This is a genomic window from Turicibacter sp. (genome assembly GCF_017941855.1).
Lineage (GTDB): Bacteria > Bacillota_I > Bacilli_A > MOL361 > Turicibacteraceae > Turicibacter > Turicibacter sanguinis.
Genome location: NZ_JAGAVR010000048.1, coordinates 1 through 14,733, shown reverse-complemented (window position 1 = coordinate 14,733; position 14,733 = coordinate 1). Strand labels below are relative to the sequence as shown.

Sequence of the window (14,733 nt, the reverse complement as noted above, 5' to 3'; positions counted from 1 at the left end):
ATATGCTTTTAGAATAACCCGATACATTCACCCTCTGGTGTTACATCCATTTTTAAAGCAGCTGGTTCTTTCGGTAATCCTGGCATTGTTAAGACGTTACCTGTTAAGCAAACAATGAATCCAGCTCCTGCTGAGATACGAACTTCACGAATTGTAATGTCAAAATCAGTTGGACGTCCAAGAACTTTTGGATCATCACTTAATGAAACTGGTGTTTTAGCCATACATACTAAGTAATCTTCGTATCCTAATTTTTTTATTGTTTCTAATTGCGCTTTTGCTTCGTCTGTATAGTTTACTCCGCGTGCCCCATAAATTTTTTGAGCGATTGTTAAGATTTTCTCCTCTAATGTTTGGTTACGCTCATAAATTTGATTAAATGTTTGATTGTTCTCTTCAATTAGTGAGACAACTCGAGTTGCTAATTGCTTAGCACCAGCTCCTCCATTTAACCAAACATTTGCGATTTCGCATGGATGATTATTTTGTTCACACCAAGATGTTAAGAATTCAAGTTCTGCCTCTGTATCATGCGTGAATTGGTTAACTGCTACGATGTATGGCAAATTAAATTGCGTGATTGAATCAATATGTTTAGCTAAGTTTTCGATTCCTTTTGATAAGGCTTCAACGTTTTCTTCTTTTAAATCTTCATATTCAACGCCACCATGCATTTTTAATGCACGAATTGTTGCGACGATAACAACACAGTCTGGTGTAAGTTTTCCTTCACGACATTTAATATCTAAGAATTTTTCTGCTCCTAAGTCAGCTCCAAATCCGGCCTCAGTAATCACATAGTCTCCAAGTTTTAAAGCAGTTTTAGTTGCAATAATAGAGTTACATCCATGAGCAATATTTGCGAATGGTCCTCCATGAACGATAGCTGGTGTATGCTCGCATGTTTGAACTAGATTCGGTTTAATTGCATCTTTTAATAACATGGCAATTGCACCTTCAATTTTTAAATCTTTAACGTGAACTGGTTGATCATCCGGAGTATAAGCGACGATGATATTTCCTATACGAGCTTTTAAATCCTCTAAGCTTGTAGCTAAACAAAGGATTGCCATAATTTCAGAAGCAACTGTAATGTTAAATCCATCTTTACGTTCAATTCCATTAACTTTTGAACCTTGTCCAATCGTGATATCACGTAATGTACGATCGTTTAAGTCTAAACAGCGTTTGAATACAATTTTAGTTGGATCAATATTACATTCGTTACCTTGATACATATGATTATCTAGTAATGCACAAATAGCATTGTTTGCTGTTGTAATAGCGTGAATATCTCCTGTAAAGTGAAGATTTAAATCTTCCATCGGTAATACTTGTGAGTACCCTCCACCAGTTGCTCCACCTTTAAGTCCCATAACTGGTCCAAGTGATGGTTCACGTAAGGCGATAACAGATTTCTTATCAATATGGTAAAAACCTTGCCCAAGACCTACTGTCATCGTTGTTTTTCCTTCTCCGGCTTTAGTTGGGCTAATAGCTGTTACTAGGACTAATTTTCCGTCTTTTTTATTTTGATTCATGACACTTAAGTCAATTTTCGCCTTATATTTTCCATAACATTCAACTTCATCTTCAATCCCTAATTGTTTAGCAATCTCAATAATTGGTTTTAATTCAATTTCTTTTGCAATTTGTAAATCATTTTTCATTTAAAATCCACTCCTCTTTGTTTTAATAGCTAACCAAGATATTTCATCTATCTAGAAATAGATATGTTTTTAATAGTTTTAATCCGACTCAGTATCTAAATCTTTTCAATACGAAGATTAACTACAATGCATTTATCACTTAGCAATTATCCAAAATAATCTATTCTTAACTGCTAGGACACGCAGAAGTTTTTCAAAGTTTAGAAACTTCTGTACAATGACATATCTATATTCTTTACTTTAATAAAGCAAAAGAATCTTTTTAGCTACTTTTTTATTTGTAGAAATAAAAAAGCACCTTTAGGACTTAACTAAAGGTGCTAATAGTTAAATGTAACTCTAAAGAATTATATTAGGTAAGTTAAATAAAGCCTTCATCGAGACTATTTTTGCTTTCACTAACATATGACTTTGCGATACACTTTATTATTAGACAACCTTCATAGTCCCTGTATTTACGGTAAGGGGTAGAAACTTTCGAACCATATTATCGATGATATATGAATGCTGTGATTTTTATGTGATTTACTGTAGGTATCAAATTAATTGTAAAAAAAAACATATGCGTTAGTAAAAACACTTAACCCATACGTTTAACTTTTTCGATACACTATTTTTAATTGTAGGCATACGATTGGTGTAAATTGATTCATCTGTTTTGTCATTTGAATTCGCTCCATTTTCTCCAACCCCCTACAAATTCTACAACTTATTTACAATTGCATTATAAACTAATAAAAAATAAATATCAATATCGTTTAGCAAATTTTTCATATGAAAACGAAATAAACATTTTTCATTTTTAGATCCCCTTTAATAGGTTATTATCGTTAACCAAATTGAAGAACACTTTTTGAATCATTTTTTATAAAACTATTAATTTTGAAAAATTATTTTCTATTGCACAGTGTTTGAGTATATGCTATCATGTTTACAACTAAAAAACGGGCTATTCATTAAATAGCTCTTTGAGGACATGAACATGATTATAACATAAGGAGGCCCCACCATGAGCACATTAAATGGTAAAGTAGTATATCAAGGATTAACATTCGATGATGTTTTATTAATCCCTCAGCGTAGTGAAGTATTACCTAAAGACGTTTCTTTAAAAACAAAACTAACACGTGAAATCGAGTTAAATATCCCAATTATTTCTTCAGCAATGGATACAGTAACTGAATCACGTTTAGCAATTGCTCTTGCTCACCAAGGTGGAGTTGGATTTATCCATAAAAATATGTCAATTGAAGAACAAGCAGAAGAAGTTCGTCGCGTTAAATTATATCAAAATGGAATGATTTCAGATCCTGTAACATTATCTGCTGACATTACAATCGCCGAAGCTAATGAAAAGTGTAAACATTATAAAGTTTCTGGATTCCCAGTTGTTAATGAGAATGGAATCTTAACTGGTATTATTACTAATCGTGATATGAAATACCGTGAAGACCAAACAGTTAAAGTATCAGAAGTTATGACAGGACGCGATGCTTTAATTACTGCTCCAGTTGGTACAACACTTGATGAAGCTAAACAAATATTAATGCAACATCGTATCGAAAAATTACCAATCATTAACGATGCGGGTATCTTATGCGGATTAGTAACCATCAAAGATATTGATAAAACAATGTCTTACCCAAATAGTTGTAAAGATTCTCAAGGACGTTTACGTTGTGGTGCCGCTGTTGGGGTTGGAGCTGATACATTAGATCGCGTAGCTGCTTTAGTTGATGCAGGTGTAGATGTTATTACAGTGGACTCTGCTCATGGTCATTCAGTTGGTGTTATTGAAACAGTGCGTAAAATCAAGGAAACTTATCCACAGTTACAAGTAATCGGTGGAAATATCGTAACTCCAGAAGCCGCAAAAGATTTAATTGATGCGGGTGCTGATGCCGTTAAAGTTGGTATTGGACCTGGTTCTATCTGTACAACTCGCGTTGTTGCTGGAGTTGGTGTTCCTCAAATTACAGCTGTTAACGAAGTATACGAATACTGTAAAACAGTTGGTGTTCCGGTTATCGCTGATGGTGGTTTAAAATTAAGTGGTGACTTTGTAAAAGCTATTGCAGCAGGAGCTGACTGTGCAATGTTTGGTGGTTTATTCGCAGGATGTGAAGAAGCACCAGGTGAAGAGATTTTATATAACGGTCGTCGTTATAAAACATATGTAGGAATGGGCTCTTTAGCTGCTATGAAACGCGGTTCAAGTGATCGTTACTTCCAAGGCGGAAAACAACAAGAGGCTAAAAAATTAGTTCCAGAAGGAATTGAAGCTCGCGTTCCATTCAAGGGAAAACTTGAAGATGTCGTTTACCAATTATGTGGTGGATTACGTGCCGGAATGGGATATTGCGGAACAGCAACGATTGAAGATTTAAAAACAAATGGTAAATTTGTTCGTATTACAGGAGCAGGATTACGTGAATCTCATCCACACGATGTTGAAATTACTCAAGAAGCTCCAAACTATCAAAAATAACATAAAAAAAGAGAACCTTCAAAAAAGATGGTTCTCTTTTTTTATGAATCTTGTATTCTTCAATTGTGGATAAGTTTTACACAGAAAATTCATTATATGTTCCTTCGCCAGGATAGCATTAAAATTTTTCCAAGTAAGAAAATCTTATCTCAAATTAAGTTTTTTTGTCTGACATCAATTGAAATTGAAAAGTTATTAGTATAAAAAAAGGAACTTATCCATGATTGTGGATAAGTCCCTAACCTATTAACCTTCTAGGTATTTACCTAAGAATGCTGTAGCAATTTTAACGCTATTGATGTCTAGTTCATTCACTAATTCATCTTCTTCAGTTCCAACTAAGATAACAGCTCCTAAGCTATCTCCATTAGAAATGATTGGAATCATAACAAATGAACGTTCAGTTGTTTCACCATCAACGATTTCTAATACTTCTTTACCTTCAGCAATTTTAGAAGTACGATTTTCAATCATGTCACTTAATGGACGGCTAACACGACGATTTAAGTATTGTTTTTTGATGTCCCCTGCAGCCGCAATAATATCTTCACGATCTACAATTAAAATACCTTTTTTAGTTGATGCTTGCATAGCATCTGCATATTGTTGTGCAAAAGCTGAAATATCAGCAATTGGAGAGTATTTTTTTAATACTACTTCACCTGATTGATTAACGAAAATTTCTAATGAATCCCCTTCGCGAATACGCATAGTTCTACGGATTTCTTTTGGGATTACGACACGACCTAAGTCGTCAATACGACGAACAACTCCTGTTGCTTTCATCTTTCTCAAAACCTCACTTTCAAATTATCTAACATTAGTTTTTATTTTTTTTAATAAATTATACCTTTTTTACATCTTTTTTGAATCTTTCGAAATTTGTAAATAGTTGCAAAGCGTATTCAAACCATTGAAGTCTTTTTACAACTGGTAAATCAAAAATAATATTTATTTTATTCTCTTTATACGCTAAACGAATCATAGAACCAATTTGATGAACAGCCTCAAATAATTTCTGTCCATCAATATCTTGTGTAATTTCTTCCTTTAATATGAATTCTATCGTATTTTTAGTCGATTTTGTTTTCACAAGATAAGGTTCAGTTAAATTTTTTAAAAATGTTAAATCAATTAAATATTTCACATCATCTGGGAAATCACCAAAGCGATCAATTAACTCATCGATGATGTCATCATATTCAGTTTGGGTTTTAATATTTTTAATTTTTTGATAAATCTCAATCTTAGTTGATTCATCACTAATGTAAAAGTCTGGTATGTAAGCGTCAACTTTCGTTGGAAAGTCAAATTCTAATTTTGGCATTTCAAAAGAAGCGACTTCAAAGTTGCTACCTTCTCTTGCGTGCACAACTGCTTCACTTAACAATTGAGTGTATAAATCTAACCCAACTGTATCAATGAATCCATATTGTTGTGCTCCTAGCATATCTCCAGCACCTCGTATTGCTAAATCTCGCATTGCAATTTTAAATCCTGAACCAAGTTCAGTAAATTCCTTAATGGTTTGTAACCTTTTTTCAGCATTTTCTGTTAATACTTTATTCTTTGGATACATGCAATAGGCATATGCAATACGATCGCTTCGGCCCACTCGTCCTCGTAACTGATAAAGTTGCGATAACCCCAGTCGATAAGAGTCTGATATGATCAGAGTATTAGCATTTGGTATATCAATCCCTGTTTCGATAATTGTTGTACAGACTAGAACGTTGAATTTTTTATCCTCAAAATCAGCCATCGTTTGTTCGAGTTGCTCTTTACTCATTTGGCCATGAGCATATTCAACAATTGCATCCGGAACTAATTTTTTAATTCGTGCCGCACGCTTTTCTATATCTGAAACCCTGTTATATAAATAAAAAACTTGTCCATCCCTAGCTAATTCACGTTCGATTGCATCACGAATCACCCCATCATGTTCTTCAAGTACATAAGTTTGCACTGGATAGCGATTCATTGGTGGGGTTTCAATAAGCGATAAACTTCTAATTCCAATCATCGACATTTGTAATGTCCTTGGAATCGGCGTTGCAGTAAGCGTTAAGACGTCAACTTCAGTTTTAAACTCTTTGATTTTCTCTTTATGTTCAACTCCAAATCGTTGTTCCTCATCAATAATTAAAAGACCTAAATCTTTGAATTTTACATCTTTCGATAATAATCGATGAGTTCCGACAACGATATCTATTTTACCACTTTTTATATTTGTTAGCAATTCTTGTTGTTCTTTTAGTGAGACATAGCGGTTTAATAGACCAATTTTAACCGGAAAATCCTTAAATCTAGAAACAAATGACTCATAGTGTTGTTTTGTTAAAATAGTAGTTGGTGCTAAATACGCAACTTGTTTCCCATCCATAACGGCTTTAAATGCAGCACGCATAGCTACCTCAGTTTTTCCATATCCAACATCTCCAATTAATAATCTATCCATTGGATGAGGTTGCTCCATATCTTCTTTAATTTCAGCAACAGCCTTTAATTGATCTTCTGTTTCAACATAAGGAAATGCATTTTCAAATGCATGTTGTTCGATAGTATCTTTTGAAAAAGCATATCCTGGTAAATGTTCACGTTGGGCATAAATTTTAATCAATTTGTCTGCAATATCTTTTACTGTTTTCTTAACTTTAGCTTTCGTTTTTTCCCATTCAGATGTTCCCAGTTTATTAATCTTTGGTTTTGCTCCTTCAGAACCAACATATTTTTGAACCATCTGAATTTTATCGATAGGAACGTATAATTTATCATCTCCACGATAAGCAATCATTAAGAAATCTTTTCTAGCTCCATTACTTTCAAGCGTCTCGATTCCAATATATTGTCCGATTCCGTGTTGAACATGAACCACATAATCACCGATTTTAAGTTCATTAAAATCTTTAATTTTCTTGCCTTCTTTAAATGAACTTTTATAAGTTGGTTGCTTTTTACGCTTAGTATTAATTTCATAATCGGTATAAACGACAATATTAGAGTCAATCAATTCAAATCCAAGAGGAAGAGGCTCATAAATAATATGAATCGATCCTTCCCTAACCTCATCAGGCTGAGTTGGAATAGCAACCATAATTCCTGATTCCTCTAGATAATTAGCCAATTTATTACGACTCTCTACACTTGATACCGCAATAAACACAGTACTCTTATTCTCTTTTAATCGTTTACACTCTTTAGCAAAAAACTCCAACTGTCCATGAAACTCTGAAACACTCTTTGTTAAAATCTTGACTGTATCCGTCAATTTAACATCTTGTAATTGGCTTGTATGCTCAAGTAGATATAACTGTGTTGAAGCTTCAATTTCTGTAATCGGGCGATATAAATTTAAATCAACAACTGTTTTACCATTAATAATTGCGCCTTCTTGCCAAGAAAGTGCATCTTCATTCATATGATTTTGGTTCTCAATAATGCGGTTATAATCAATATAAATCACCAATGGATTCGTAAAATACGACAATAAGGTATCTGGATTTTCATAAAGTAATGAAATGTATTTGTGCATGATTTCGAGATTATTATGATTTTTAATATTCTCAATATCATTAAATACCTTCTCACGCAATTGATCTTGCGTCTCAATATCTAATAATTTTAATGTTTTACTTAAACGAGATTTAATCTGTGCTTCAAATACCTCTACTTGTTTATCTGAGTATACCAATTCATATGTTGGTGGAATCGAAATTTTTTGAATTTGATGAATTGAACGCTGTGTTTCAGTTGAAAAATAACGAATAGAATCCACTTCATCATCAAAGAATTCAATACGAATTGGATTTTCCTCAGTCATCGGGAAAATATCTATGATTCCGCCACGAACACTGAACTCTCCCATCCTCTCAACAGCACGTACTGAATTATAACCAAGCTCAACTAATTTACGCTTTAATTTATCTAATTCATATTCATGACCACACTCTAGAATAATTTCTGCTTGTTCAAATATTGATTTTGGCGTTAAAAAGCGCGTGGCTCCCGCTACATGGGTAATCACAATCTTCACTTCATTCTCAAGAATAGAAGCTAACGTATTCATACGTTCTATTCTAAGTTCAGAACTTGAAGCTAACATCTCGGCTGTAATAAATTCATCCATAGGAAAAAGACGGACTGAACCCTCGTCCATCAAATTTGATAACTGATCATATAATCGTTGAGCATGATATAAATTTTGCATTAAAATAACAACAGGACGTTGTTGTTTTTCATAAATCATTTGTAACAACGGACCATAAAATGATGATGTCACACCAATTAATAAAATATTTCTTTGTTCCCCTTCAAGTGTCTTCATCAGCGAATCTAATTCGTTTGACTTTAACAAGTAATCATTCATAACATTCATTTTTAACACCCACTTTCCCATCAATAACACTATTACTTACTGTATTCAGTCATTACTTTATTAAATGAATCAGTTAATGCTAATGTACAAGCCCCAACTGCTAAATCGATTGCTTGATTCACAAGAGCTAACTCATCTTCAGTAAATTTGCCAAGCACGTAATCTACAACAGGAATTTTAGGATGGCGATCGATTCCTACACGAATACGTTTAAACTCCTGAGTTTTAACGTGAGCAATTAACGATTTAATTCCGTTATGACCACCTGCACTACCTTTTAAACGTAAGCGGATTTTTCCATGGGGTAAATCTAAATCATCATAAATAACCACTAAATCTTCGATATCAATATCATAAAAATCCATGACGGCACGTACCGATTCTCCAGATAAGTTCATAAAAGTCGTTGGTTTTAATAAAATAACCTTTTCACCTTTTACAACTCCTCGTCCAATCTGACCTTTGAATTTTTTCTCATCAGTTAACTCAATATTCCACTCTTTACTTAATGCATCAATTACCATAAAACCAGCATTATGACGCGTTCTTTCGTATTTTGAACCCGGATTTCCGAGACCTACAAACAATTTCATTTTCTTCACCTCTAAAGTTTAAATAACATATCTATTTTACAGTAATCGCATATGATTTACCAATATTTCTTCCTAGTATTTCAATCACTTTCAATATATTACAATTATTTCAAATAAAACATCAAAGCTTCCTATAGTTTGAACCTTTATAAGAAAAATATATCTTTTTTCAAAAATAAAAAAGACAGTGCTCACACACTGTCTTTTTTACTTTAATACTAGAAATTGTATAAATCACGGTTATAAACGAATAAGTCTGATACCGGCTCATCGTTTAAGATATGTAAAATACCTTCGGCTAATAATTCACCCACTGATAATTGAGTGATTTTAGGACTTTGTTTTTCTTTTGGCAGATTAATAGTATTTGTCGTCACTAATTCTTTGATAGCTGAGTTTTCAATACGCTCAACAGCTGGCCCTGACAGAATTGGGTGTGTACATGCTGCGTAAACAGATAACGCTCCACGTTCTTTTAAAGCATTTGCTGCAATTTGGATTGTTCCAGCAGTATCGATCATGTCATCAATGATGATAGCATGTTTTCCATCTACTTCACCAATTAAGCCCATTACTTCCGCTACGTTTGGTTTTGGACGACGTTTATCAATGATAGCGATTGGTGCATTTAAATATTCAGCTAATGTACGAGCACGAGTTGCTCCACCATGGTCTGGTGATACAACTACAATATCTTCTAATTTTTTATCAATAAAATACTTCGCAATGATTGGCATTGCACGGAAATCATCAATTGGGATATCGAAGAATCCTTGAATTTGAGTTGCATGTAAGTCCATCGTCATAACGCGAGTTGCACCAGCTGCCTCAATTAAGTTAGCAACTAATTTTGCTGTAATTGGTTGACGAGCTTTAGCTTTACGGTCTTGTCGTGAATATCCGTAATAAGGCATGATAACGTTGATAGTTTTTGCTGACGCACGTTTTAACGCATCAATCATTACTAAAAGTTCCATTAAATTCTCGTTAACAGGCGCATGTGTTGGCTGAACAACAAAACAATGATGCCCACGAACAGTTTCATTAATATTGACTTGAACCTCTCCATCAGCGAAGCGATTTGAAGTACAGTCTGATAATGGAACACCGATGCGGTCTGCAATTTCTTGTGCTAACTCACGATTAGCATTCAAACTAAAAATTTTAAACTTCTTACGATTAATTTCTGCCATGATGATTTAACCTCCTAGAATAAACACACTTCAGACAGTATTTTACACAATTTATCGTTTTTTTTCAATTATTTCGACGGATGTTTCATGCCTTATTGGTAAAAAAACGAAATTTATTACAGTTTCTGACGAATTTTGTTAGCGTAACCTTCTTTTGTTACTTGTTTTGGACGAGCAATTGCAAATCCATCTGCAGGTACATCCTGATTAATTGTTGATCCAGCTGCTAAATAAGCATTTGGTTCAATCGTAACAGGTGCTACTAAGTTTACGTTACATCCAACCATTGTATTTGCACCAATCACTGTTTTATGTTTGTTTTTACCATCATAGTTTACAGTAATTGATCCGCAACCCATATTGACATTCTCACCAAGTTCTGCATCACCAATATAACTTAAGTGTGCCGATTTTGCTCCATCTTTAAACACAGATTTCTTAATTTCTACGAAATTACCGATACGTGCTTGATTACCAATCTCAGCATGCATACGAATGTGAGCAAATGGTCCTACTGTTGTATGATCACCGATAACAGAATCTGAAATAACAGAAGCATTCACAGTTGTATTTTCCCCAATTTTTGAATTAATAATTTGTGAATTTGCACCGATTACTGTATTAGCACCAATTACTGTATTTCCAGAGATAATTGTTCCTGGATAAATCACAACATCTTGTCCAATCACAACATCAGTGCCAATATAAGTCGCTTCTGGATCAATAATTGAAACACCGTTACGCATATGTTGTTCATTGATTCGTTTACGAAGTACTTTTTCTGCATACGCTAATTGAACACGATCATTTACACCTAACGTTTCTTCAAAATCTTCATTTACATAAGCAACAACTTTTAATCCCATGTCACGAATAATTCCAACTAAATCCGTTAAATAATACTCACCTTGAGAGTTATTATTTGTAATTTTAGTTAAAGCTTCAAATAATACTTTATTATCATAACAGCAAACACCAGTATTAATTTCTTGAACTAATAACTCCTCTGCATTTGCATCTTTTTGCTCAACAATTCGTAAAACATTTCCTGCTTCATCACGAATAATACGTCCATATCCTGTTGGATCTTCAGCTTTAGCAGTTAAAATAGTAATAGCTGCTTCTTGTTGTTGATGATAATCAAATAAGTTAGCAATCGTTTGTTCCGTTAACAATGGAACGTCCCCATACGTTACAATTGTTACACCTTCTAATCCTTCTAGTTGATCTTTTGTCATCATTACAGCATGACCTGTTCCTAATTGTTCAGTTTGCATCGCATACTCAACACGATCTTTTAATTCAGCACGTACTGAATCTGCTTCATAACCAATAACGGTAACAATTTTTTCAACACCAATTTTTTGTAAATTAGTAACTGCATGATCGACCATTGATTTTCCTAATACAGGATGTAAAACTTTATGTAAACTCGACTTCATACGCGTCCCTTTTCCTGCTGCTAAAACAACCGCATATTTATTCATAAAATGATCCCTCCAATGATTTATTTTCAATACTCCTAGTATAACATATTTCGTGTTTTGTGCGTGTTTTAATTTATATCCAACTGACGACAAAAGCCCATAAATCTATGTTAAGATTTATGGGCTTTTTGATGCTTTTTCGTGAAGTTTAATTATATAAATATTCATCAATAATAAATTATTGAGTAGTATCTTGCTTAATAAAACTCCCCTAATTTTCACTTATACAGAAATTATTCTGTAGCTTCATAAGCTTTAATAACGAATTGCTCTAATTCTTGACGTGTTTCGTGGTTGATTGGATGTGCAATATCCTTAAATTCCCCCGTTGATGTTTTACGACTTGGCATCGCCACAAACAAGTGTTCATCCCCTTGGATCACTCGTAAATCATGAATGACGAAACAATCGTCTAAAGTAATTGATGCGATAGCTTTCATTCTGTTGTCTGTTTCTACTTTGCGAATTCTTACATCCGTAATATTCATTTCTCTCATCCTCCTAATCGTCATTACTTTCTCCGAGATAACTATACCATGTATTGTAAGCACTTTTATGTTCTTTTTGTGTTCTACGTCATTTTTTACAGTTTTATACAATTTAATGGCATCGTTCATCAAAATCCATATCTTTTGCCTACAAATACCCTTTTATTGTAACATTAAACATCTTAAAAAACGTGTCCTTAACGAAAAAAAGACATTTTATTTTACATAAAATGTCTTTTTTTGAATTTTTATCACTATCCAATTAATCTAACAGCATGAACCTCATGTTCACGGAAACATCCATTAATACTATTTATAATACGTCTTAATTTATATTCTTTACGCACTAATGCAAACACTGTTGGTCCACTTCCACTCATTAAAACAGCATCAGCCCCAAATTGAACCAATTTATTCTTAATTTCCGCAACAACTGGATAACGTTCAAATGTTACAGATTCCAATGAGTTTCCAAGTCTTGTGCAAATTCCTTGATAATCTTTTTCATTGATGCACTCTAACATTCCCTCAATATCTAAATGCTCAACATTTTTAGCATCTAATGCTTCATAAACTTCTTTTGTTGAAACCCCAATACGTGGTTTAATTAAAATAACCCAACATTTTGGTGGTGATGGAATTTGTTGAATTTTTTCTCCACGTCCTGTCGCTAAAGCTGTTCCGCCGTACACACAAAATGGCACATCAGATCCAAGTTTTGCCCCAAGTTCTGCTAACTCATCAATTGTACAATCTACTTGCCACAATTCTTTTAATGCTTTTAAGGTTGCCGCAGCATTGCTACTACCACCCGCTAATCCCGCAGCAACAGGAATACGTTTTTTAATATAGATTTCAACCCCTTTATCTATATTAAAATGTTCTTTAAATAACTTTGCTGCTTGATAAGCTAAATTCTTTTCATTTAAAGGCATTGTGAATTCATTTGATTTGATTTTGATTTCATTTTTTTCAAGGGGAGTGACTGTAATATAGTCGGCTAAATCAACAGTTGTCATAACCATCTCAACTTCATGATAGTTATCTTCACGTTTATAAAGCGTATCTAGTGCTAAGTTAATTTTTGCTGGAGCTTTAATTGTCACCATAGCCATTCCTCCAATCGTTATGACTTTATTTTATCACAGGAATTTATTTTATTATACAAAAAAAGTAGTAAACTATGTTGACTACTTTTTTTTAATATTAATTAAATTTTAATTCTACCGATCCAGTTAAAATATCAATATAGCTATAAGAAACACGATCAACCGAATCGCGGTCATTATCTAAATCAATTACAAAAATAGAAGGATACGTACTTGATAAAACACCTGTGTGTTCAATCACACGGTTACGACTTTCATAGGCAGTTAATTTAACTTCCTTACCTACTTGTTCACTTAACTCTTGACGAATATTCACTATATTATTAGCCAAAAACATCACGCCCTTTCCATTATAAAGCATACCATAAAAAGAAAATTTTTTCAATATTATTATGCGCTAAAGACTTGAAATTATGTATTAAGAATGATAAAATAAAATATTTTTAAACTTTTCTAATCCCATAGCGGAGAGTACCTTTAGTTTGCAAGCCCCCGATACCTGCTATTTTAGCAATTGTTTTTTCAATTGCCTCTCTTAAATCCACTTCTTCTTCATAAGGAGTTAACGCTACTGTTGATGCAATAATAGCAGGGTCTAACGCATGAATATTAATTCGCTTTGGTGAAGAAGCAAAATTTGCTCCTGAGCCGATTAATGCTTCAAAATGTGATTGACAAGCTCCTGCAATAACGATTAGATAATCCAAAGAAGGTTCAATTTCACGTAAAGCATTAACTGTTTCAACAAAGTATTTCGAACTACGATAAGAATTCAAGTCTTCCTCATGTTCTTTATCTTCTAACGCATCATGGCCTGTTATCACAACGATATTAGGTCTTAATTTTTTAACAAGTTCGGGAACTCGAACTCCCATTTCTTTTTCCGGTATTGCAAAGGCTTGGGCATAAACTTTTGCATATTTATATAATTTTATACTTTTTTGTAAATATTCTTCATCTCCATCAATGTGTAAGATACGACCGCTGATATAAAAATCCCCATTATCATAGCTCCGCATTTGACTCATAACAGGGGGTAAAATCGTCCGGTATTGATCAAATTCTATTTGTTCAGCACGTTGATACTCTTCTCGCGAAATAATCTCTAAATCACTAATAGGAGCATCAGCAGTTAGTCGAAAGAAAATTCCCTTCAAATAGGCTATATCTCCATGAATTTCTTCAATCCTAAACATGGTATCTGAATTATAAGAACGTCTTCCCACAATGTCTCCAACTTTCACCACGTCACTCATATCATCACCTCACATTATTATATGTCTAAGTCATGATTTGGGTACAAAAACCTAATCTTTATAAAGAAAATGAG

At 33.5% G+C, this 14,733-nt stretch carries 11 protein-coding genes and 1 riboswitch; of the genes, 1 reads left to right on the top strand and 10 read right to left on the bottom strand.

Translation table 11 applies throughout. The features are described from left to right. Positions 1 to 8: 8 nt before the first annotated feature. Positions 9 to 1,670 carry a formate--tetrahydrofolate ligase gene (locus J6D32_RS06695; protein ID WP_009606195.1) on the bottom strand — a complete coding sequence of 554 codons (1,662 nt, stop codon included), beginning with the start codon at positions 1,668 to 1,670 and terminating at the stop codon, positions 9 to 11. A 423-nt stretch (positions 1,671 to 2,093) separates the two neighbouring features. Beyond that, positions 2,094 to 2,194: riboswitch (purine riboswitch) on the bottom strand. A gap of 485 nt (positions 2,195 to 2,679) precedes the next feature. Here J6D32_RS06695 and guaB point away from each other — a divergent pair. Further along, positions 2,680 to 4,158, top strand: coding sequence for an IMP dehydrogenase (gene guaB / locus J6D32_RS06690; protein WP_006784953.1), 1,479 nt, complete (start codon positions 2,680 to 2,682; stop codon positions 4,156 to 4,158). Between the two features lie 246 nt (positions 4,159 to 4,404). Here the strand turns inward: guaB and J6D32_RS06685 are convergent, their stop codons facing one another. The 9 genes from J6D32_RS06685 to yabG all read right to left on the bottom strand — a co-directional run bounded on the left by J6D32_RS06685 (position 4,405) and on the right by yabG (position 14,659). Continuing rightward, positions 4,405 to 4,944, bottom strand: a complete 540-nt coding sequence (locus tag J6D32_RS06685; RefSeq protein WP_006784952.1) for a stage V sporulation T C-terminal domain-containing protein — start codon at positions 4,942 to 4,944, stop codon at positions 4,405 to 4,407. A gap of 58 nt (positions 4,945 to 5,002) precedes the next feature. Next, positions 5,003 to 8,533, bottom strand: a complete 3,531-nt coding sequence (gene mfd / locus J6D32_RS06680) for a transcription-repair coupling factor (protein WP_287467438.1) — start codon at positions 8,531 to 8,533, stop codon at positions 5,003 to 5,005. Positions 8,534 to 8,565: 32 nt separating this feature from the next. Next, a complete protein-coding gene (gene pth / locus J6D32_RS06675) occupies positions 8,566 to 9,126 on the bottom strand; it encodes an aminoacyl-tRNA hydrolase (RefSeq protein WP_006784950.1) in 561 nt (186 codons plus the stop codon). A gap of 218 nt (positions 9,127 to 9,344) precedes the next feature. Continuing rightward, complete coding sequence (locus J6D32_RS06670) at positions 9,345 to 10,319, bottom strand: ribose-phosphate diphosphokinase (RefSeq protein ID WP_006784949.1); 975 nt, start codon at positions 10,317 to 10,319, stop codon at positions 9,345 to 9,347. A 116-nt stretch (positions 10,320 to 10,435) separates the two neighbouring features. After that, a complete protein-coding gene (gene glmU, locus J6D32_RS06665; protein ID WP_006784948.1) occupies positions 10,436 to 11,806 on the bottom strand; it encodes a bifunctional UDP-N-acetylglucosamine diphosphorylase/glucosamine-1-phosphate N-acetyltransferase GlmU in 1,371 nt (456 codons plus the stop codon). A gap of 233 nt (positions 11,807 to 12,039) precedes the next feature. After that, on the bottom strand, positions 12,040 to 12,294 hold the full coding sequence (gene spoVG, locus J6D32_RS06660) for a septation regulator SpoVG (RefSeq protein ID WP_006784947.1): 255 nt from the start codon (positions 12,292 to 12,294) through the stop codon (positions 12,040 to 12,042). Between the two features lie 254 nt (positions 12,295 to 12,548). Continuing rightward, the gene (gene ispE / locus J6D32_RS06655; RefSeq protein WP_006784946.1) at positions 12,549 to 13,403 is read right to left on the bottom strand and encodes a 4-(cytidine 5'-diphospho)-2-C-methyl-D-erythritol kinase; all 855 of its coding nucleotides are present in this window, start codon (positions 13,401 to 13,403) and stop codon (positions 12,549 to 12,551) included. A 97-nt stretch (positions 13,404 to 13,500) separates the two neighbouring features. Beyond that, positions 13,501 to 13,740 (bottom strand): Veg family protein, encoded by a 240-nt coding sequence (locus tag J6D32_RS06650; RefSeq protein WP_370454856.1) that lies wholly within the window; start codon positions 13,738 to 13,740, stop codon positions 13,501 to 13,503. 106 nt (positions 13,741 to 13,846) lie between these two features. Beyond that, positions 13,847 to 14,659 (bottom strand): sporulation peptidase YabG, encoded by an 813-nt coding sequence (gene yabG, locus J6D32_RS06645; protein WP_006784944.1) that lies wholly within the window; start codon positions 14,657 to 14,659, stop codon positions 13,847 to 13,849. Between the last annotated feature and the right edge of the window lie 74 nt (positions 14,660 to 14,733).